Raw genomic sequence first — 20,184 nt, 5'->3', positions numbered from 1 at the left:
TATAAAAATTTTTTTGTATTTACCATCATTTACAGAATAATTTAAACTAAATTTAAAATAAGGCAATTTCATGACATCCGTTAAAACGAGTGCTGTTTTGACGGATGTTTTTTGTTATAAAACGATTGAAATATAAGTCGGCAGTAACGAAAAGGGGAATAAAGTCGAGTGCGGCCTTAAAATAAGGGCTAAAGTTCTGTGTTTTTTTGCAAGAAAAAGGACTATATTAGTATTTTTTAATTTTAATTTAATTTTGAAGGGTTTTTCCTTTATTATCTATAATATGTTGTTTAACATAGTGAAAGAGATTTTAAATCATCGGTGCTGTCATGAAGCGAAACATAACGGGAGGTAAAAAAATGGGACAAAAACATATCGCGATTTTTAATATTCCGGCTCACGGGCATATTAATCCGACGCTTGCTTTAACGGCAAGCCTTGTCAAACGCGGTTATCGGGTAACATATCCGGTGACGGATGAGTTTGTGAAAGCTGTTGAGGAAACTGGGGCAGAGCCGCTCAACTACCGCTCAACTTTAAATATCGATCCGCAGCAAATTCGGGAGCTGATGAAAAACAAAAAAGATATGTCGCAGGCTCCGCTGATGTTTATCAAAGAAATGGAGGAGGTTCTTCCTCAGCTTGAAGCGCTTTATGAGAATGACAAGCCTGACCTCATCCTTTTTGACTTTATGGCTATGGCAGGAAAGATGCTGGCTGAGAAGTTTGGAATAGAGGCGGTTCGTCTTTGTTCTACATATGCACAGAACGAACATTTTACATTCAAATCAATGTCTGAAGAGTTTAAGATCGAGCTTACGCCTGAGCAAGAAGCCGCTTTGAAAAATGCGAATCTTCCGTCATTTGATTTTGAGGAGATGTTCGAACCAGCAAAATTGAACATTGTCTTTATGCCCCGTGCTTTTCAGCCTTACGGCGAAACGTTTGATGAACGGTTCTCTTTTGTCGGTCCTTCTTTAGCCAAACGCAAGTTTCAAGAAAAAGACACGCCGATGATTTCGGACAGCGGCCGTCCTGTCATGCTGATATCTTTAGGGACGGCGTTCAATGCCTGGCCGGAATTTTATCATATGTGCATAGAAGCATTCAGGGACACGAAGTGGCAGGTGATCATGTCTGTTGGCACGACAATCGATCCTGAAAGCTTTGACGACATACCTGATAACTTTTCAATTCATCAACGGGTTCCCCAACTGGAGATCCTGAAGAAAGCGAAGCTTTTCATCACCCATGGGGGTATGAACAGTACGATGGAAGGATTGAATGCCGGTGTACCGCTTGTTGCCGTCCCGCAAATGACTGAACAGGAAATCACTGCCCGCCGCGTCGAGGAGCTTAGGCTTGGAAAACATTTGCAGCCGGAGGATACAACAGTTGCTTCATTGCGGGAAGCCGTCTCTCAGACGGACGGTGACCCGGATGTCCTGAAGCGCGTACAGGACATGCAAAAGCACATTAAACAAGCAGGAGGGGCCGAGAAAGCCGCAGATGAAATTGAGGCATTTTTAGCACCGGCAGGAGTGAAATAATCATTTGAAGGAACCCGGGAGATCCCCGGGTTTTTTGTTGCAGCCGAAAGGAAGCGGGAAAAGTATACAGAGGCGCTTTTTGAACATACTACCTTCTATTAAATGTGTAAAAAAGGAGGAAGTGATTTGTCAAATCAGGGCAATTTCAAAAAAACGATCTCTCTGCTTGACCTGATTTTGATCGGCATGGGTGCGATATTCGGATCGGCTTGGCTGTTTGCCGTCAGCAATGTCGCTTCAAAAGCCGGGCCCGCAGGAAGCTTTTCGTGGATTATCGGCGGCGTCATTATCCTTTTAATCGGCCTCGTTTATGCTGAGCTGGGAGCTGCTTTGCCGCGGACGGGCGGGATTATCCGCTATCCGGTGTATACCCACGGACACCTTGTTGGATACTTGATTTCATTTATCACGATCGTTGCCTATACAAGTCTGATTTCAATCGAAGTGACGGCTGTCAGGCAATACGTAGCTTATTGGTTTCCCGGTTTGACGATAAAAGGTACTGAATCGCCGACGATTATCGGCTGGCTTTTGCAGTTTGCGCTGCTTTGTTTGTTCTTTTTACTGAATTATTGGAGTGTCAAAGCGTTTGCGAAATCAAATTTAATCATTTCGGTTTTTAAGTATGTTGTTCCTTTAACGATCATCGTCGTGTTGATATTCCATTTTAAATCGGCCAACTTCGCGGGAGAATTTGCGCCGTTTGGCTTTGGCGGGGTTCAGGCATCCATTTCGACAGGCGGGGTGATGTTCGCATACCTCGGGCTTCATCCGATCGTTTCCGTCGCCGGCGAAGTGAAAAATCCGCAGCGGAACATCCCGGTCGCTCTACTGATTTGCATCATTGTTTCGGCTTGCGTTTATACGATACTGCAAGTGGTGTTTATCGGAGCTATCCCGACTGATATGCTGAATGACGGCTGGAAAGCAATCGGCAAGGAATTTTCTCTTCCGTTTAAAGACATCGCGGTGCTTCTCGGGATGGGCTGGCTTGCCACTCTTGTCGTCCTGGATGCGATCTTATCACCCGGCGGAAACGGCAATATTTTTATGAATACGACGTCGCGCTTGGTTTATGCATGGGCGCGGAACGGCACGTTGTTCAAAGTGTTTGCCAAGGTGAATAAACCGACGGGAATTCCGCGTCCGTCTTTGTGGCTGTCGTTTGCGCTCGCCGTTTTTTGGACGCTTCCGTTTCCGTCTTGGGACGCGCTCGTCAATGTTTGCTCTGTTGCCCTGATTCTTTCCTATGCGATTGCTCCGGTTTCAGCCGCAGCGCTGAATGTAAATGCCAAGCAGCTCAACAAGCCTCTGCAGATCAAGGGGATGGCTGTCATTGCTCCTGTCTCCTTCGTATTTGCGTCGTATATTGTCTATTGGTCAGGCTGGAACACCGTGTCATGGCTGCTCGGATCACAGCTTGTGATGTTTGCCGTTTATTGCGCGTGTAAAAAATACGTTCCCCAAGACGATGTTCCGTTTGCACAACAGCTTAAATCAAGCTGGTGGATCGTCGGGTATTATGTCATGCTCCTGATTTTGTCGTATCTGGGCTCATTCGGTAACGGCCTGGGCCTATTGAGAACGCCGGTCGATTTAATCTTGATCGCGGCAGGATCGATTGCGGTATTTTACTGGGCGAAATATACGGCACTGCCAAAGGCAGTCATTGACTATGATGAGAAAAAAGAAGAAACCGTTTAAATAAGAATACCCCGCTGTATGGACTGCGGGGTATTTATGCGTTTTCATTACAGTTGCGGAAGATCTTTAGCCGTTTCAGCAGCTTTGGTATCAACCTGAATTTGTTCAGATAAATTGGCAGGATGGTAATAACCTTTTGACATCATATAGTTTGCGATCTGTTCATGAGTGTCAATCGCGTCGTTTAAATACTGCTTAAGCGTTTCGCGCACTTCTGGAGAAGATGTTTCCGTGATAGCTGTGGCAATGTTTTTGACACCGGTTTTCGCCGAGATTAAAAAGTCGGTGGCAATCACTTGTTCAGTCATCGCGCCCATTCCTGTCATGTTTTGGATGAATTCATTCATATGTTTTCACCTCTCATTGACAGCAGACCTTGCAAATGTTCGATCTGATGCTTTGTTTGAGACGCATCCCGTTCCAAGATGTCGCGAAGTTCTTGATCCTGCACCATTCCCGTCATTGTTGATGACTTAGTCAGGCAAAGGTTTTTAAACATTAACAGCTCATGAAGCTCTAAAGTTTCGTGAATCGCATTGTTCAATTGTAAACATTCCCTTTCAAATTTGTTATTGTGCGAAGGACACATCATTAGTATCAAGGTTTGTTAGCGGGATTATTCTGCTTTCTATTTTACAATAAATTACATATTAGACTTTTCGGACGCGAAAGAATTTGGTCAAGAGCCATGTTCCTTGCGGAAAACTGAGTGTGAGCTGCCATACTCCGCCGCCGCCAAGTCCGTATTCGATGATCAGCTGCAGTTTTTTTCCGATGCTGCGTGCGTCTTCAAACCATACGACGTGCCTTCTGCCTTGTTCATCGGTGTATTTGAGAAAAGGGGACTCAGATCTTGTATCATATTGAATCGGTACCTGGTGCTTCATGGCGAGCTGAACGGCGTCTTGGTTGGCGATTGCCGGGTACACGGCACCGGGCTGATAGGGCAGCGTCCAGTTATAGCCGTAAAGCGGAAAGCCGAGAATGATTTTTTCTTTTGGGATATGGCGCAGGGCAAATTGAATCGTTTGCCGGACTTCATTGATCGGAGCAACAGGGCCCGGCTCGCTTGTTCCGTGGTGCCAGTCGTATGCCATGATAAAGATAAGGTCGCTCACTGCACCGATTCCGCCATAGTCATACCCTTTCAGCCAGGCGATATTTTCATTTGTTTTCGGCGGAACGGCAACCGTCAGCACATAACCGGACGGCTTCAGCCGCTCTTTCAACAGGCGGAGAAAACCTGAAAATAAATCTCTGTCTTCCTCCAAAATCTGTTCGAAATCAATATTGACACCTGCATATCCTTTTCTGGAAATCGTCTGGACAATATTATCGATGAGGCGATTTCTTACGGCAGGCTGATTTAAAACGCGGTGTGCAAGAGACGGACTGAAGCCTGATTCTGTTAGATTGGTGACTGTCATGAGGGGAGGAACGCGCCGCCTCCAGGCCGTTTGTACGGCCGGCGAATCATTCAGCTCGCTTAACGATCCGTCGCTTGAAATGTGGTATTCAAAAAATGCCAGATACGTGGCGTATGGGGCAAAATTATGAATCAATTCCTGGTCTAACCGGGGATTTCTCAATGTGTAATATCCTAAAGCAGTGATCGGCTTTTTCGGCAATTCTGGAATTGTCATTTTCATCCCCGGCCTCATATTGGCAGGCGCTACAGACGGATTTGCTATTTGTAATGCTTCGGCGGAGACAAACGTCCGGCGGGCGATCGAGTCATAACTGTCTCCCGGCTGAACGGTATATGTATAAAGCGGTAATAAAAGAGCCTGTCCGGGGACAATGTTTGTTTCGATCAACCCATTTGTCAATCGGATCTGGTCAATTGAAATCCCGAACCTGGCGCCGATGACAAATAATGAATCTCCCGGCTGAACCGTATAAATAAACAACTGGCACACTTCCTTTTGTTCCTCTGTATGTGACAGGGGGTTTTATGCTATATCTATGACCGGTACAGAAGGATCATGCGCCGATTTTCTCAGTCGGAATGGTGAATCGATCCGTGAAGCGGATAATTCTTGACTGATCAGTCTAGAAAGTGTATTCTTTAAATAAAGGAGGTGAAAGGGGCTTGGGAAGAAGCAAAGAATTTGATACCGCCCTCGTCCTTCATAAAGCAATGGAGGTTTTTGGCCAATTCGGCTATGAGGGGGCATCGATGCAGGAGCTGCTCAGCCGCCTGGGAATTGCCAGGCAAAGTCTGTACAATACATTCGGCACGAAACGGGATCTGTTTATAGCCGCCCTTACAAGATATCTTGATGATAAAAATGCTCAAGTGATCGCCATGCTTGAAAGCCCCGGATCAGTGAAGCAATCGGTTCGGCAGATCTTTCAGGAAAGCTTAAACGCTCTGAAAGACCCCGAACGTTCAAAGGCATGCTATATCATCAACAGCGCAATTGAACAAATTCCCCGCGATCCAGAGGTTGCCGAATACTTTGATAAGCAGACAAAGCAGCTGGAAACCGCCTTTTATAAAGCGCTTGTCCGGGCCGAGTCACAGGGAGAACTAAAAAAGGGCAGCCAGGACCTTTCAGCAGTTGCCCGTTTTTTAAATCAAACCCGGCTGTCGCTCACGTTTCAGGCGAAGTTAACGGGGGACTTTGACGCCCTTCAGGATTTGATCGATGTCAGCCTGTCTGTTCTTGATTGATATATTGTTCGTCATGGGAAGATGGGCTGCTGCCCGTTTTTATCACTATTTTAGACCGATTGGTCAAAAAAAGGATGTGGAAAAGAAAATGACGCGTACGATAACCGATGTGATGGAACAATTTTTACAGTCGATGCTCGAAAAGGATATGGAGAAGTGGATACAGCTTTGGGATCAAGATGCGGTGTTTGAGCATCCATATGCACCGCCCGGTTTTCCTAAAAAAATAGAAGGAAAGTCCGCGATTTACGATTATATAAAGGATTTTCCCGAAAAGATCGATATTGTCCGCTTTACAGCGCCCGCTATTCATCAAACGGCAAAATCGGGCTATTCGGCTGTCGAATTTGAATGTGAAGGCACGGTGTGTGAGACGGGGCTTCCTTATAATCAACAGTACATCAGCCTTGTAAACATGAAAGAGGGCAAAATTGTCCACTACAAAGATTATTGGAATCCTTTGATTGTCATCGAATCGTTCGGGGGACGGCTGCAAAATTTTTAATGATCTAACAAGGAGTGATGAAAGTGGAAAAAAAAATATTGATTACCGGCGGAACCGGTACGACAGGAAGCCGAATCGCTAAACGGCTCGTACGTTCGGGTGCCGGCGTCCGGATCGCAAGCCGGAGAATACCTGCAATTGCCGGAGCAGAACATGTATATTTTGACTGGAATGATCAAAAAACTTACAGAGACGCATTAAAAAACACGGACTCATTGTATTTGGTTGCGCCTGTCGGTGTATACGAACCGTCGCCGATCGTTGTGCCGTTTTTGGAAATGGCAGCGGCATTCGGCGTCCGCCGCATTGTCTTGCTCAGCGCCGCAATTATTGATGAAGACGGACCGGTATTCGGGAAGCTTCATCACGCGGTCAGACAATATGTTCCTGAATGGGCGGTGCTAAAGCCTTCATATTTCATGCAAAATTTTGACGGTCAGCATGGCGCTTCGATTCGGGAGAAAAATGAAATCGTCACAGCGTCAGGCGGCGGCAAAGTCGGGTTCATAGATGCAGACGATATTGCTGAAGTAGCTGTGCGCGCATTGCTTGATCAAAAGCCGCATAATACGAGCCATATCTTGACCGGGCCGGAAGCCTTGAGTTATGCCGAAGCAGCGGCAATCATCGGCAGAGCGGCAGGCCGCGACATCAGGCATGTCAATGTTGAAGTGTCCGCTTTGAGGGAAAGGTATATAAAAGCAGGATTATCTCCCGATTATGCCGGCTTCATGTCGGAGTTAGACGAGAAAATCAAGAATGGCAAAGAAAACCGCATCACGGATACAGTGGAACGCATCACAGGGAAAAAGCCGCGTTCACTGGCTGATTTTGCTAATGAACACGCCGGACGCTGGCGTCTGCTTTAACTCGTTCCTGAGGCTGAACGGTCTTTTATCTTTATTTTTGACCGTTCAGTCCAATTAATAAAATGTTTCGTTGATTTCCCATGACTCAACTGTACAGTAGGCCAAGTGAGGGTTCATACCCATGCCCATTAAATAAGCCATTGCCGCTACTTCTTCCATGGCATGGTGATAGGAAGTGGCTTGCGCTTCATTTAAACCGTAATGAACAAAGGGAGCAACTGTGCACAACGTCTTATGTTTCAAGTGTGGAAACAACGGACATTTGATGTGGTGCACGGCGGCTTCGGCGTGCTGATACTGGGGGATATGCATATGCTGTTCGGGCACTGCCGCCTGCTGTAAATGTTGTTCTACATTCTCCATTTTTTTCGTCCTTTCTTGCGCGGATTTTCGTTGTATTCTATGTTCCGCTTATGCCCTGTGTGTTAGACAGCTGTCATGGTTTACCGGTTTTTTAGGCAAATCAAAAGACAGAAAGGTCAAATACCGGTAGACTATAAAGCAGATAAAAAAGGAGGTATTTTTTATGGCTAAACATCATTTTTACCTTCAGGCAGACTGGCCTGGAAAACGGAACGATATCGGAAGGATTGAAAGCGGGAATTTAAAAACCGAAATTTCGATACCAAAGGAAATGGACGGCCCGGGAGCGGGGACAAACCCTGACGAAATGCTGCTCGGTGCTGCTGCGACATGCTATATCATTACGCTTGCAGCCATGATGGAAAGAAGCGGATTGGAAAAAGAGAGCCTGACGATGGAATCCGAGGCCGTAGTCGATGTGACAGGAGGGGTGTTTACGTACGAAAAAATCATTCACAGACCTTTGATCCGCCTTCCGAAAGAAGCGGCGGAAAAAGAGGTCGAACTTGCCGAAAGACTGGCTGAAAAAGCGGAGACATCCTGCATGATATCAAGGGCGGTTCAGGGTAACGTCGCCATTGAATTAGAGGCGAAGATTGTCGTCTCCAAAGCGGATTAGATTTCGATCGTGAGCTGAGCCTTTTGATCTGCCGCTTCAGTATGCTTTGAATTGAGCAAAAAGACGCCGCCGATGATCAATACAAGCCCAATAAGGGTTTTGAGATTGAATGGCTCCTGAAATATAAAATACCCGATCGCAGCTGTCAAAGCCGTCCCGGTGCCGGCCCAAGTCGCATATGCCGCAGATAAAGGCAGTGTTTTTAATGAAAAGCTCAGAAACGTAAAAGAAGCCGCAAAACCGATCATGACGCCGGCTGCTGGCAGGGGGGCGCTAAAGCCTTCTGACAGCTTCAGCATCGTGCTTCCGAATACTTCGGACAAAATGGCAGCCGCCAAAAAGAACATGCCTTTCATGAGATTCTCCTCCTTATGACAAATTGATCAGTACAACGCCTGACACGAGACAGATAATGCCGGCGATATTTCGCCGGTTCAGCTTTTCTTGAAACCACAAGACGCCGATGATTGCAGTGAGAACGGTGCCCGCTCCGCTCCAAGTCGCATAGGAGAGGCTTAATGGGATGACCTGCAATGTGAGCGACATCATGTAAAATGCGAGACCGTAGCCGATCACTACGAGAACCGACGGCTGCCAGCGCGCGAACCCGTCAGATATTTTCAGCATGGCGGCTGCCGCTGCTTCTGACAAGATGGCGATCAGAAGAAAAATGTAGCCTGCAATCATACGAAATCCTCCTCTATCGATTTTATTGCATGATTCAAAAGGATAAGCAAGCAGTTCCAATTGAAACATTCCCGAAAACAAGATGACCCCGCATACGAGTTTGACCATATACCAAGGCCGGGGTTCCACTTCGCCAGCACCCTCATCGCAGAATTCATGCTGCGGTTTAAGAAGTGCTGCCCCAGCATGAGTGCTTGTACAAAGTTAGTTTCATTCGAATATCATAAAACGCAGCCTATAAACGATTTTAAAGTGTTAAAGCCTTTAAATTCCGCAATCATCATGAGGCCGCTTCAAAGATTTCCTCTTTTTTAGACATAAAAAAAACCCGCTTTACTAACCGGTTAGTAAAATCCATCTTAATTGATGCAAAAGTTCTAAGTCAAGAAAAAAGTTATGTAAAAAGGCCCCTGGAAGAGCCTTTATCTGTCAGTAATAAGGATAGTAAGGATACGGATATCCCCAAGGGCCGAGAAGCGCTCCGGCAGTAAGGCCGCCCAAAAATCCTCCAAAGAAGGGACCCGGACCGAAAAACGGACGCGGGCCGAAAAACGGGCGCCCAAAAGGTCCGCCAAAGAAAGGCCTGCCGATGATTCGCTGGTTGTCGTCGTAATAGACAGGAGCATGGTCGAAATGATTCATAAAAAAATCCCTCCAATAATAAAATGAAACCTGACTAACATCACTGTATTCTGCCCAGCCGTTTTTGCTTGGGCGCCCGCCGGATTTTTTAGTGAAGCCGCCCTCAAAAAGGAGTGAACGAAACATGACGCTGTATCAGTCGGATTGGTCAAAGTCGCCGGCCCATGCCCACGCCTACAGGGCGAAAACATCGATTGCCGACGGCCATTACCACCTAATTGAAGGTTTTTCCCAGCCGGCAAACGGAAGCAATACAGATGGGCACGTACATTTTTATTCCGGAATTACTTCTTTTGATGATGGTCATTACCATAGGTATTACGCGATTACAGGGCCCGCGATTCCGCGAGCGGACGGCACGCACTACCATGAAATCGGGGGCACGACCTATCTGGCATATTCTACGGCTCCCCCGATCAGATATGGAGGAGTTGTGTATTTAACCGATGGAATGAAGGAGAGGCATCGGCATCATTTTAAGGGTTACACAAGAGAAATCGTGGGAAATGAGCCGATAGGCTGGTGAGGGAATGTTTGGAAAACAGTGAAAACGGGTAAAATGAAATGGGTGTTTTTGAACGTGAAATGGTATAATGGGAGGAGCTTGTTTAAAGAGAGTGATCAGCAGTGAATAAAACGAAACCGCCAGTCATCGTTTTGATCGGACCGACCGCTGTCGGTAAAACAAAATTAAGCGTCATGCTGGCCGAGCATTTGAACGCGGAAATTATCAGCGGAGATTCGATGCAGATTTACAAAAGAATGGATATCGGCACAGCAAAAATCAGAGAAGAGGAAATGAACGGGGTTCCGCATCACCTGATCGATATTAAAGAACCGACGGAATCTTTCTCGGTTGCTGAATATCAGGAGATCGTCAGACAAAAAATCGCAGAGATCGCCAGGCGGGGGAAGCTTCCGATGATTGTCGGGGGAACCGGGCTCTATATCCAGTCTGTCCTTTACGACTATTCATTCACAGAGGAAGCAGGCGACCCTGAGTTTCGGGCGGAGATGGAGGCGCTCTCTGCCAAGAGGGGGGCCGAATATGTTCACGGTCTTTTGAAAGAGCGCGATCCCGAAGCGGCAAGAGCCATTCATCCAAACAATAAACGAAGGGTCATCAGGGCGCTTGAAATCCTGCATACGACAGGAAAAACGATGTCCGAACATATGGAAGGACAGCGGAAAGAGCTTTTATACACCACGGCTCTCATCGGTTTGACGATGGAGCGGGAAGTGCTGTATGACAGGATCAACTGCCGCGTTGACCAGATGATGGATGAAGGGCTGCTGGATGAAGTGAAACAGCTTTATGATGAAAACGTAAGAAACTGCCAGTCTGTTCAAGCCATCGGTTACAAAGAGCTTTATGCGCATTTTGAAGGCAGAGCGTCTTTGGAAGAGGCGGTTGAGACGCTGAAGCGGAATTCGAGACGCTATGCCAAAAGGCAGCTGACATGGTTCAGAAATCAAATGGATGTCGCCTGGTTTGACATGACGCCCCCTGTCAATATCGAGCAGAAAAAACAGGAAATTTTCACTTACATAGCAGGAAAGCTCGAACTTTAATCGAAACAATATGATATAGAGAAACAAGGAGGACCAGAATCATGAAATCGATAAATATTCAAGATCAGTTTTTGAATCAGATTCGGAAAGAAAATACATTTGTCACGGTCTTTTTACTGAATGGATTTCAGCTGCGCGGACAGGTAAAAGGATTTGACAACTTTACAGTGTTGATTGAATCGGAAGGAAAGCAGCAGCTTATATACAAACACGCCATTTCCACGTTTGCACCGCAAAAAAACGTTCAGCTCGAACTCGAATAGCGATTCGCGGACTAAAAGACCATGCCTTGCATGGTTTTTTCAGATTGCCTGACAAAATCCTGAAACAGGTTACTGTTTTGGGATTTTGTCTTTTCATGGTGACGTTACAATCATCTGCGGCCGTTGCCGGTCCTAGAGAGCAGGGAGTTAAGGAATAAAAGGAACGGCGGCTAACTGCTCAGACATCCTGTCTAAAACGCCGCCGTCATCACGTCCTGTGCAAGCCCGAGGCATTCAAATTTACAAAGCGGCATCTAATCGCTAAACTAAGTAGTGTTTACATCAATTCAGTTTGAAAATGAAAAGGAATGAGCGAACAATGAAACCTAAGATCGTCATCAACCATTGGGAAGAGACGTGTGAAGATGATTCCTGCTATGAATACGGCACAAGTATTCTCGTAAACGGAAAAGAACTTGTCAGGGAAGCGTCGATCATGACGGCTGTCCAGTCGGTTCTCAAGGAACTCGGCATCGAAGCCGATATTAAAGAGGTATGCGAGAACAAGTGCTGTGACGCTTACAAAAAATAAGCGAAAAAGTCTAGTCTACTAACTCAATTTTTTTCGTGTTATGATAGATTTCGGTTTGTGAGTAGGATGAGCGAACGGCTCTCATTCTACTCATATTTCTTTGGCCTTAGGCCTCCTAAGCTGAAGCGAATTGTAAACTTTCATCAACTCGAGCACAATATATTGTGTTTTCTTGAATGATAGTATACTATATATTGTGTAAGGTTCGAGTGGAAGACTCGGAAACAATTTTACTAGGTCGTGATAATGATGATTCAGATCGTATTTGATTCAAAAACGGGAAACGTTCAGCGCTTTGTGGATAAGACGCCTTTTCGCAATAAACGGAAAGTCAACACAGAGGAGTATCTAGATGAACCGTTTGTTTTGATCACGTACACGACAGGGTTTGGGGAAGTTCCGAAAACGACTGAGATGTTTCTTGAGAAAAACGCCCATCTTCTTTTGGGAGTTGCGGCAAGCGGAAACAGAGTGTGGGGAGATAATTTTGCGAAAAGCGCAGAAAAAATCTCGAAGCAATATCAGGTTCCGATTCTCGGCAAATTTGAGCTCAGCGGGACGGCCAAAGACGTTGAACTGTTTACTCAGGAGGTAGAAAGAATTGTCACAAAATCAAGTGCCAAAATGGATCCAGTTAAACAATGAGATCATGATCCAAAAAGACGGGAAATTCCAGTTTGATAAAGATAAAGAAGCTGTACATAGTTATTTTGTAGACTATATCAACCAAAATACGGTATTTTTCCATGATCTGAAAGAGAAAATCGATTACTTAATCAAGAATGACTACTATGAAGAAGAGTTTTTAAGCCGCTACACGTTCGAAGAAATCAAGGAAGTGTTCAAAGAGGCTTACGCCAAAAAATTCAGATTCCCGTCCTTTATGAGCGCTTTTAAGTTTTACAATGACTATGCGCTGAAGACAAACGACAAGAAAAAAATTCTTGAACGCTATGAAGACAGAATCTCTATCGTAGCTTTATTTTTTGCAAACGGGGATAAGGAGAAGGCGAAAGAATTCGTCAGAATGATGATCAACCAGGAGTATCAGCCAAGCACGCCGACGTTCTTAAATGCCGGCCGCAAACGCCGCGGAGAGCTGGTCAGCTGTTTCCTCTTGGAAGTCAATGATTCCTTGAACGACATTTCGAGAGCGATTGATATTTCGATGCAGCTGTCAAAGCTCGGCGGAGGCGTATCTTTAAACCTTTCAAAACTGCGTGCGAAAGGCGAAGCAATCAAAGACGTCGAAAACGCGACAAAAGGTGTCGTCGGCGTAATGAAGCTTCTTGACAACGCATTCCGCTACGCTGATCAGATGGGACAAAGACAAGGCTCAGGCGCTGCGTACTTAAACATTTTCCACCGCGACATCAACGATTTCCTCGATACGAAGAAGATTTCGGCTGACGAGGATGTCCGGGTGAAAACATTGTCCATCGGGGTTGTGATTCCAGATAAATTTATCGAGCTTGCAAGAGAGGATAAAGCGGCATACGTATTTTATCCGCACACCGTTTATAAAGCGTACGGCGAACACCTCGATGAAATGGACATGAACGAGATGTACGACCGGCTTGTGGAAGATCCGCGCGTCAAAAAAGAAAAAGTCCACCCGCGCAAGATGCTCGAAAAGCTTGCGATGTTAAGATCGGAATCCGGGTATCCGTACATTATGTTCCAGGACAATGTCAACAACGCGCATGCGAACAATCATATTTCCAAGGTTAAATTTTCCAACCTTTGCTCGGAGGTTCTTCAGGCTTCACAAGTTTCTTCATACACAGACTACGGTCAAGAAGATGAGATCGGCCTTGATATCTCCTGCAACCTTGGTTCATTGAACATTTTGAACGTCATGAAAAACAAATCGCTTGAGCAGACGGTTAAGCTTGCAACCGATTCGCTGACGCACGTTTCTGAAACGACAAACATTACAAACGCACCGGCGGTCAAAAAAGCGAACAAAGCGATGAAATCCATCGGGCTCGGAGCGATGAACCTGCACGGATTCTTGGCACAGAACAATATCGCCTATGAAAGTGAGGAAGCGAGGGACTTCGCGAACACTTTCTTTATGATGATGAACTTCTACTCGATTGAACGGTCTGCCGAGATCGCCAAAGAAAAAGGTGAGACGTATCATAACTATGAAGGTTCGGCTTATGCAACAGGCGAATACTTCGAAAAGTATGTCACACAAGATTTCTCGCCTAAATTCGAAAAAGTGGCCAAGCTTTTTGAAGGCATGCACATTCCGACAAAAGAAGACTGGGAGCAGCTGAAACAGTTTGTCAAAGAACACGGATTGTACCACAGCTACAGACTGTGCATCGCACCGACCGGGTCCATTTCATATGTGCAGTCAAGCACAGCATCAGTCATGCCGATCATGGAGCGGATTGAAGAAAGAACATACGGCAACTCCAAGACGTACTATCCAATGCCTGGACTTGCGCCGAGCAACTGGTTCTACTATAAAGAAGCGTATGATATGGACATGTTCAGGGTTGTCGACATGATCTCGACGATTCAGCAGCACGTTGACCAAGGCATAAGCTTTACATTGTTCCTGAAAGATACAATGACGACACGCGATCTGAACCGGATCGATCTTTATGCCCACCATAAAGGAATCAAAACACTTTACTATGCAAGAACGAAGGATACAGGGCAAGAAGGCTGCCTTTCTTGTGTCGTTTGATTAAAGGAGAGTATGCGAAAGTGACGAAAATATATGATGCAGCAAACTGGTCAAAGCACGAAGATGATTTTACCCAAATGTTTTACAACCAAAATGTGAAGCAGTTTTGGCTTCCGGAAGAGATTGCGCTTAATGGTGATCTTCTGACATGGAAGTACTTGGGTAAAAATGAACAGGACACATACATGAAGGTGCTCGCAGGGCTGACGCTTCTTGACACAGAGCAGGGGAACACGGGAATGCCCCTTGTTGCTGAGCATGTGGAAGGGCATCAGCGCAAAGCGGTGCTGAATTTCATGGCGATGATGGAAAACGCGGTCCACGCCAAGTCCTATTCAAACATTTTCATGACGCTCGCCCCGACAGAGACGATCAACGAAGTTTTTGAATGGGTCAAACAAAACAAATACCTGCAGAAAAAAGCTCAGATCATTGTCGGGCTCTATGAAAAAATCCGCCAGGGCGATAAGATTTCGCTGTTTAAAGCGATGGTCGCATCCGTTTATTTAGAAAGCTTCCTGTTCTACAGCGGCTTCTACTACCCGCTTTATTTTTACGGACAAGGCAAGCTGATGCAAAGCGGCGAAATCATCAACCTGATCTTGCGGGATGAAGCGATTCACGGCGTCTATGTCGGCCTGCTCGCTCAGGAGATTTACAATCAGCAGACAGCGGAGAAAAAAGAAGAGCTGTATGCGTTTTCCATTGATCTGTTGAAAGAGCTTTATGAAAATGAGCTTGAATATACAGAAGACCTGTACGATCAGGTCGGCCTTTCACACGACGTGAAGAAGTTCATCCGCTACAATGCCAACAAAGCGCTGATGAACCTTGGCTTTGAAGCTTATTTTGAAGAAGAAGAGATCAATCCGATCGTGTTGAACGGGTTGAATACGAAAACGAAGTCACACGACTTCTTCTCAATGAAAGGGAACGGCTACAAAAAAGCAACAGTTGAACCGTTAAAAGACGACGACTTTTACTTTGACGATAAGTAAGCCGGGCTAAAAGGGCGCACCCGCGCCCTAGCCCCGCCTTTCATTTATTGATACACGGCAAAATGAGAGCAGAACGAATCTGCTCTTTTCACTTTGAGGAGGAAACGGATACGATGGGAAAAATGGACGAAATGATTCTCGTGGTCCCGCGGGAAAACGTATTTGCAAATGAAACGCTGACCTTCCAAGGCGTCAACAGCGACGGCGAGACGATCGGGGAGATCATGGCGCATATTGAACGCCACTTCAGTGAAATGAGAAGGGGAGACGCCGAGGAAGATCCTGCATTTAAACAGCCGATCCCTTATGTTGTCATCAAAAGAGAAGACGAAATATTTGTCTATGAGCGGCTCGAAGGCGGAGGGGAAGCGCGGCTTCACAACAAGCTGTCACTCGGTTTCGGCGGACACATGAACTTTGCCGAAGGGCTTGACTTTTCCGATATTCTGAAGTTGAATACAGACCGCGAACTTGATGAAGAGCTTCTAATCGAGGAGTCAGATAAAGAAAAAATGGTGACGCTCGGACTGATTAATGATGATGAAAACAGCGTCGGAAAAGTACATATCGGAATCCTTTCAGCGCTTGAATTAAAACCGGGCGCACACGTTGAGGTGAAAGAAAAGGAGCAGATTGCCGGCCGTTGGATGAAAGCCAGTGATCTGAAAGAAAAAAGCGTCTATGACAGGCTTGAATCTTGGTCACAGTTTGTCGTTGATATCTTAGTTTAAATTGGAAAACTCGCTGATTCAGCGAGTTTTCTTTTCGTATTGAACCGGTTTCCATTGAAAAAGTGAGCCTTGCTTTTCGATCAACCCGAAGCCGGGATATGGGAAATGACAGCCGTGGAGCAGAACCCGTTCATTATAAGCCTGCCGGGCCAGGAGTCTCCTTGTCTTTTCTCCCTCGATAGGATCATGCTCAAGCGAAACCCGCAGCGTCGGATTGGAAATGCTTTCTGGAATATGAAATACATCATTGATGATCTGACAGACGCCGTCTTTTGTCTGCAATTCAATCGTCAGGTGTCCAGGTGTATGTCCGGACGTATGGATCAGCTTCAGTCCGGGAAGCAGTTCGGTGTCTTCGGTCAGTAGCTTCAGTAGCGGCCGGACAGCGGAGAGAATGTGAAACTGTGGAGAAGCCGGTGTTTGTTTTGCGTACAGCCATTCTGCTTCACTGATCAGATGAACAGCGTTTGGAAAAGCGGGCGCCCCGTTTTTCAGAAGACCTCCCGTATGATCTAAATGACTGTGTGACAAAATGACATAGTCTATCGAGTCAGGCTTGATTCCCGCCTGCTTCAGGTGATGAATCAAGTGCCCGCTTTCTGGCCCGCCTGTTTCGCCAAATCCCGTATCAATCAGTATCCGTTTGCCGCTTGTCTCCAGACAGACAAAGTTCAGCGCTACTTCAAATTCTTCAGGATAACGTTCTGTTTCCTGAGGGGCTCCTCCCGCCAAAAAGAAATCCCTTGAAACTCGAAATGCTCCATCAGATAAAATTGTCATTTGAAAAGAATCGAGCTGCATGCGGTATGGCTCCTTCATGATAAATCCTTCCCCCTTGTGTTTGACCGCGCTGCCTTTTCATTTGCGATGAGATTCTTGATCGGTTATGATTAAATCGTAATAATTACGATTTAATAACGGAAGTATAACTGAATCCGTTTATTCTTTCAACCAAAATAAACGGTTCAAAAGGAAAGGAGCATGATTTCATGCCGAAACTGGAAGAGCTGTATCGGTCCGTCATTATGGATCATGCAAGATACAGACGAAATTTTCGAAAAATCGATAAACGCGATGCGTATTACGTCCATTATAAAAATCCAACATGCGGTGATGTGATGACTTTGTTTATCGACATTAAAGATGAAAAGATCGAAGACGCAGCTTTTATCGGAGATGGATGCAGCATCAGCATGGCTTCCTCATCAATCATGACTGAACTGATAAAAGGAAAGACGTTAAAAGAAGCCGGACTCATGCGGGAGGCGATGGAAGATATGATCAGAAAAGGAGAAGAACCGGCAGATGATCTGCTGGGAGATGCCGTTTCCCTGATGGGTGTCCATCCATTGCGAGCCCGTCATAACTGTGCCCTTATGCCGTGGCAGGCCTTCGATCGGATCAAAGAGAACGTTCATTAAATGAACAACGCATCATAAAGCAATCCGATTCTAAGGCTGCTGAGCAAAGATATCAAAAGATTCAAAGGAAAAAAGGGGGCATGGAAAAGGAAACGAAGGTAAAGCAGGAAGCGATGGCGCAGCTTAAACGGAAAGGCATTCGAATGACGCCGCAGCGGCTGGTCATCTACCATTGTTTTTTAGCAAACAGGAACCATCCCACAATAGCCGAAATCCAACAATCATTAAGGGAAGTCTATCCTGCTGTCAGTACAGCGACGATATACAACACCATCCGTTTTTTAAAACAAGAGGGCCTTATAAAAGAAATGGGGTTTACAGATCCGCTTCGCTTTGATCGGGCTGTCGAGGAACATGATCATGTCATATGTGAAGTATGCGGAAAGATCGTCGATTTTCATTGTCCGCAACTTGATAAAGTGAAAGACATTGCGGCGCGGATGACCGGATTTAAAGTGACACATCACCGATTGGAGCTGTACGGCATCTGCAAAGATTGCCAGGAGAAAAGAAAATACGCCGCTAAAGAGAAAGAGGTTAAAGGATGACAAAATCCTAAAACGATAAGCCGTTTTGGGATTTTGTCAACAATCTGAGAGGTTAGTAAAATCTAACCTCTTTTTAGTTGTGCATAAAACCAAAATCCGATATATTGGTTTTATGATGAAAAATAACATTAAACGAATCAAACGAATTTCGCTTCGGGAAGAAGTGTATCAAACACTGAAGCGCGCCATTGTACATTTAGAACTAAAGCCGGAGGAGCGCCTGCATGATCAGGAGCTTGCAGAGCAGTTTGGCATCAGCCGCACACCTGTCAGGGAGGCGCTCAAACGACTGGAAGATGAAGGCCTTGTTGAAGCTGTTCCGGGATCGGCAACACGTGTCGCACCGTTAAATCGCGAGGAGGCTGAACACGCTTTTACAGTCACTGCGGCACTGCATGCGCTGGCTGTCAAGCTGTCGTTTCCTTTTTTAACGGATTCCGACTTTGATCAACTGGAGGCGCATAACAAAACGTTGCAGCAAGCGATTCAAAAAGAAGACATTATCGAAGCAATCGAATCGGATGCTGCTTTTCATGACGTGTTTTTACAAGCATCAAAAAACCCGGAAATTCCCCGGGCATTGGAGAGAATTTCTTCAAAAATTTACCGTCTTGAAATGTCGCAGTTTTCCTCGATCGGCAGCTTGAAGTCTGTCGAACTGCATAAGTGTATCATCGATGCCTGCAGACAGGGGGATCGGGATGCGGCCATCAGGCTTGCCGAGGAAAACTGGCTCAGTCTCGGAGACCGGTTGGCCGGACATCAGGAAAAGGAGTGAGGGGATTGTGAGGCCGATTATACTGGGCGTTTTTGCAGCCTTCTTTTTTGCTTTTACATTCGTTTTAAACAGGGCGATGGAGCTTGAAGGGGGAAGCTGGATCTGGAGCGCTTCGCTAAGATTTATCTTCATGGCGCCTCTTTTATTTGTCATCGTTTGGCTGAGGGGGAATGTAAAAGAGCTTTTTCAGGAAATCAAAAAAGCGCCGGGCATATGGCTGAGATGGAGCATCATCGGCTTCGGCCTTTTTTATGCGCCGCTCTGTTTTGCTGCGGCTTACGGGCCGGGCTGGCTGATCGCAGGAACATGGCAAATCACGATCATTTCCGGTTCCCTTTTGGCGCCGCTTTTTTACGAAACCATTCAAACAAAAACAGGTCCGGTACAGATGAGAGGCAAAATTCCATATAAGGGGCTGACGATGTCGTTTATCATTTTAATCGGGGTGGCGTTGATGCAAGCTGAGCATGCTGCACAGCTTTCTTTGCACGAGATGCTGCTGTGCATCGTGCCGGTTATTTTGGCTTCATTTGCATATCCGCTTGGGAACAGAAAAATGATGGAAGCTTGCGCCGGGCGCCTTGATGCTTATCAGCGGGTATTGGGGATGACGTTGGCAAGCCTTCCGTTTTGGCTGATCCTCTCGCTGTACGGGCTGGCATCGGCAGGTGCGCCCAGCCGGGGACAAGTCATTCAGTCAGGATTGGTGGCTGTCTTTTCCGGAATATGTGCAACTGTGCTGTTCTTTGCCGCTACCGATCTTGTAAAAGGGGATATGCGCAAATTAGCGGCTGTCGAGGCCACACAATCGTTTGAAGTGCTGTTTGCGGCTGCTGGTGAAATTTTGTTTCTTTCAAGTCCGCTTCCAGGTGCCATCTCTTGGAGCGGCATGGCTTTTGTCATTATCGGAATGGTGTTGAACAGCCATGCATCGAATCAAAAGCCGGCGGTTCAAAGTAAAGCTGCAAAAGCATAAAAAAAGCCTGCGATCTATACGAGACAGATCGCGGGCTTTTCATGA

General features: G+C 46.0%; 26 protein-coding genes. 18 read left to right on the top strand and 8 right to left on the bottom strand.

Annotation, left to right across the window (positions count from 1 at the left end; translation table 11 throughout):
* The first annotated feature begins 359 nt into the window (after window positions 1–359).
* A complete protein-coding gene (yjiC, locus tag H2R00_RS05880; protein WP_182070657.1) occupies window positions 360–1,550 on the top strand; it encodes a UDP-glycosyltransferase YjiC in 1,191 nt (396 codons plus the stop codon).
* A gap of 126 nt (window positions 1,551–1,676) precedes the next feature.
* The gene (locus tag H2R00_RS05875) at window positions 1,677–3,254 is read left to right on the top strand and encodes an APC family permease (RefSeq protein WP_154997920.1); all 1,578 of its coding nucleotides are present in this window, start codon (window positions 1,677–1,679) and stop codon (window positions 3,252–3,254) included.
* A gap of 47 nt (window positions 3,255–3,301) precedes the next feature.
* On the opposite strand, the gene H2R00_RS05870 is transcribed toward H2R00_RS05875, so the two are convergent.
* The 3 genes from H2R00_RS05870 to H2R00_RS05860 form a co-directional block, all read right to left on the bottom strand.
* On the bottom strand, window positions 3,302–3,601 hold the full coding sequence (locus H2R00_RS05870; RefSeq protein ID WP_154997922.1) for a spore coat protein: 300 nt from the start codon (window positions 3,599–3,601) through the stop codon (window positions 3,302–3,304).
* On the bottom strand, window positions 3,598–3,798 hold the full coding sequence (locus tag H2R00_RS05865; protein WP_154997924.1) for a hypothetical protein: 201 nt from the start codon (window positions 3,796–3,798) through the stop codon (window positions 3,598–3,600). The genes H2R00_RS05870 and H2R00_RS05865 overlap by 4 nt, the downstream gene beginning before the upstream one ends.
* A gap of 106 nt (window positions 3,799–3,904) precedes the next feature.
* Window positions 3,905–5,164, bottom strand: a complete 1,260-nt coding sequence (locus H2R00_RS05860; RefSeq protein ID WP_182070656.1) for a glycoside hydrolase family 18 protein — start codon at window positions 5,162–5,164, stop codon at window positions 3,905–3,907.
* Between the two features lie 182 nt (window positions 5,165–5,346).
* Between H2R00_RS05860 and H2R00_RS05855 the strand changes: the two genes are divergently transcribed.
* The 3 genes from H2R00_RS05855 to H2R00_RS05845 all read left to right on the top strand — a co-directional run bounded on the left by H2R00_RS05855 (window position 5,347) and on the right by H2R00_RS05845 (window position 7,305).
* Window positions 5,347–5,931 (top strand): TetR/AcrR family transcriptional regulator, encoded by a 585-nt coding sequence (locus H2R00_RS05855; protein WP_182070655.1) that lies wholly within the window; start codon window positions 5,347–5,349, stop codon window positions 5,929–5,931.
* 88 nt (window positions 5,932–6,019) lie between these two features.
* Window positions 6,020–6,436 carry a nuclear transport factor 2 family protein gene (locus H2R00_RS05850; RefSeq protein WP_182071028.1) on the top strand — a complete coding sequence of 139 codons (417 nt, stop codon included), beginning with the start codon at window positions 6,020–6,022 and terminating at the stop codon, window positions 6,434–6,436.
* Between the two features lie 17 nt (window positions 6,437–6,453).
* Window positions 6,454–7,305, top strand: coding sequence for an NmrA family NAD(P)-binding protein (locus tag H2R00_RS05845; protein WP_154998751.1), 852 nt, complete (start codon window positions 6,454–6,456; stop codon window positions 7,303–7,305).
* Window positions 7,306–7,359: 54 nt separating this feature from the next.
* Here the strand turns inward: H2R00_RS05845 and H2R00_RS05840 are convergent, their stop codons facing one another.
* Window positions 7,360–7,668 carry a hypothetical protein gene (locus H2R00_RS05840; RefSeq protein ID WP_182070654.1) on the bottom strand — a complete coding sequence of 103 codons (309 nt, stop codon included), beginning with the start codon at window positions 7,666–7,668 and terminating at the stop codon, window positions 7,360–7,362.
* Between the two features lie 163 nt (window positions 7,669–7,831).
* Between H2R00_RS05840 and H2R00_RS05835 the strand changes: the two genes are divergently transcribed.
* Window positions 7,832–8,287, top strand: coding sequence for an OsmC family protein (locus H2R00_RS05835; RefSeq protein WP_076791302.1), 456 nt, complete (start codon window positions 7,832–7,834; stop codon window positions 8,285–8,287).
* Here H2R00_RS05835 and erbB read toward each other — a convergent pair.
* The 3 genes from erbB to H2R00_RS05820 form a co-directional block, all read right to left on the bottom strand.
* Window positions 8,284–8,643 carry an SMR family multidrug efflux transporter EbrB gene (gene erbB, locus H2R00_RS05830; RefSeq protein WP_154998755.1) on the bottom strand — a complete coding sequence of 120 codons (360 nt, stop codon included), beginning with the start codon at window positions 8,641–8,643 and terminating at the stop codon, window positions 8,284–8,286. The genes H2R00_RS05835 and erbB overlap by 4 nt on opposite strands.
* Before the next feature lie 13 nt (window positions 8,644–8,656).
* Complete coding sequence (erbA, locus tag H2R00_RS05825; protein ID WP_003182039.1) at window positions 8,657–8,974, bottom strand: SMR family multidrug efflux transporter EbrA; 318 nt, start codon at window positions 8,972–8,974, stop codon at window positions 8,657–8,659.
* A gap of 429 nt (window positions 8,975–9,403) precedes the next feature.
* On the bottom strand, window positions 9,404–9,616 hold the full coding sequence (locus H2R00_RS05820) for an inner spore coat protein YmaG (RefSeq protein ID WP_154998757.1): 213 nt from the start codon (window positions 9,614–9,616) through the stop codon (window positions 9,404–9,406).
* Between the two features lie 124 nt (window positions 9,617–9,740).
* Here H2R00_RS05820 and H2R00_RS05815 point away from each other — a divergent pair, with 124 nt between their 5' ends.
* From H2R00_RS05815 to H2R00_RS05780, 8 genes are all read left to right on the top strand, one after another.
* Window positions 9,741–10,142, top strand: coding sequence for a YmaF family protein (locus H2R00_RS05815; protein ID WP_154998759.1), 402 nt, complete (start codon window positions 9,741–9,743; stop codon window positions 10,140–10,142).
* A 101-nt stretch (window positions 10,143–10,243) separates the two neighbouring features.
* Complete coding sequence (gene miaA / locus H2R00_RS05810) at window positions 10,244–11,188, top strand: tRNA (adenosine(37)-N6)-dimethylallyltransferase MiaA (RefSeq protein ID WP_182070653.1); 945 nt, start codon at window positions 10,244–10,246, stop codon at window positions 11,186–11,188.
* A gap of 41 nt (window positions 11,189–11,229) precedes the next feature.
* Window positions 11,230–11,451: an RNA chaperone Hfq gene (hfq, locus tag H2R00_RS05805; protein ID WP_003182047.1), complete on the top strand. Its 222-nt coding sequence runs from the start codon at window positions 11,230–11,232 to the stop codon at window positions 11,449–11,451.
* Window positions 11,452–11,770: 319 nt separating this feature from the next.
* Window positions 11,771–11,983, top strand: coding sequence for a hypothetical protein (locus H2R00_RS05800; RefSeq protein WP_003182049.1), 213 nt, complete (start codon window positions 11,771–11,773; stop codon window positions 11,981–11,983).
* Between the two features lie 249 nt (window positions 11,984–12,232).
* On the top strand, window positions 12,233–12,628 hold the full coding sequence (gene nrdI, locus H2R00_RS05795) for a class Ib ribonucleoside-diphosphate reductase assembly flavoprotein NrdI (protein ID WP_154998850.1): 396 nt from the start codon (window positions 12,233–12,235) through the stop codon (window positions 12,626–12,628).
* Window positions 12,585–14,687, top strand: a complete 2,103-nt coding sequence (gene nrdE / locus H2R00_RS05790) for a class 1b ribonucleoside-diphosphate reductase subunit alpha (protein ID WP_154998763.1) — start codon at window positions 12,585–12,587, stop codon at window positions 14,685–14,687. The genes nrdI and nrdE overlap by 44 nt, the downstream gene beginning before the upstream one ends.
* Before the next feature lie 20 nt (window positions 14,688–14,707).
* On the top strand, window positions 14,708–15,685 hold the full coding sequence (gene nrdF, locus H2R00_RS05785) for a class 1b ribonucleoside-diphosphate reductase subunit beta (protein WP_154998852.1): 978 nt from the start codon (window positions 14,708–14,710) through the stop codon (window positions 15,683–15,685).
* 113 nt (window positions 15,686–15,798) lie between these two features.
* Entirely contained in the window at window positions 15,799–16,416 is a 618-nt protein-coding gene (locus H2R00_RS05780) for a hypothetical protein (RefSeq protein WP_154998765.1), read from the top strand.
* A gap of 18 nt (window positions 16,417–16,434) precedes the next feature.
* Here the strand turns inward: H2R00_RS05780 and H2R00_RS05775 are convergent, their stop codons facing one another.
* Complete coding sequence (locus tag H2R00_RS05775) at window positions 16,435–17,235, bottom strand: MBL fold metallo-hydrolase (protein WP_182070652.1); 801 nt, start codon at window positions 17,233–17,235, stop codon at window positions 16,435–16,437.
* A 170-nt stretch (window positions 17,236–17,405) separates the two neighbouring features.
* On the opposite strand from H2R00_RS05775, the gene sufU reads away from it, so the two are divergent.
* The 4 genes from sufU (at window position 17,406) to H2R00_RS05755 (ending at window position 20,139) form a co-directional block, all read left to right on the top strand.
* Window positions 17,406–17,837: a Fe-S cluster assembly sulfur transfer protein SufU gene (gene sufU / locus H2R00_RS05770; RefSeq protein WP_182070651.1), complete on the top strand. Its 432-nt coding sequence runs from the start codon at window positions 17,406–17,408 to the stop codon at window positions 17,835–17,837.
* Between the two features lie 80 nt (window positions 17,838–17,917).
* Window positions 17,918–18,385, top strand: coding sequence for a Fur family transcriptional regulator (locus H2R00_RS05765; protein ID WP_182070650.1), 468 nt, complete (start codon window positions 17,918–17,920; stop codon window positions 18,383–18,385).
* Window positions 18,386–18,497: 112 nt separating this feature from the next.
* Complete coding sequence (locus H2R00_RS05760; RefSeq protein ID WP_182070649.1) at window positions 18,498–19,163, top strand: GntR family transcriptional regulator; 666 nt, start codon at window positions 18,498–18,500, stop codon at window positions 19,161–19,163.
* Window positions 19,164–19,170: 7 nt separating this feature from the next.
* On the top strand, window positions 19,171–20,139 hold the full coding sequence (locus tag H2R00_RS05755; protein WP_154998771.1) for a DMT family transporter: 969 nt from the start codon (window positions 19,171–19,173) through the stop codon (window positions 20,137–20,139).
* Window positions 20,140–20,184: the final 45 nt, after the last annotated feature.

This window comes from Bacillus haynesii (assembly GCF_014042035.1).
Classification (GTDB): domain Bacteria; phylum Bacillota; class Bacilli; order Bacillales; family Bacillaceae; genus Bacillus; species Bacillus haynesii.
This window is presented reverse-complemented; position numbering and strand designations above follow the sequence as displayed.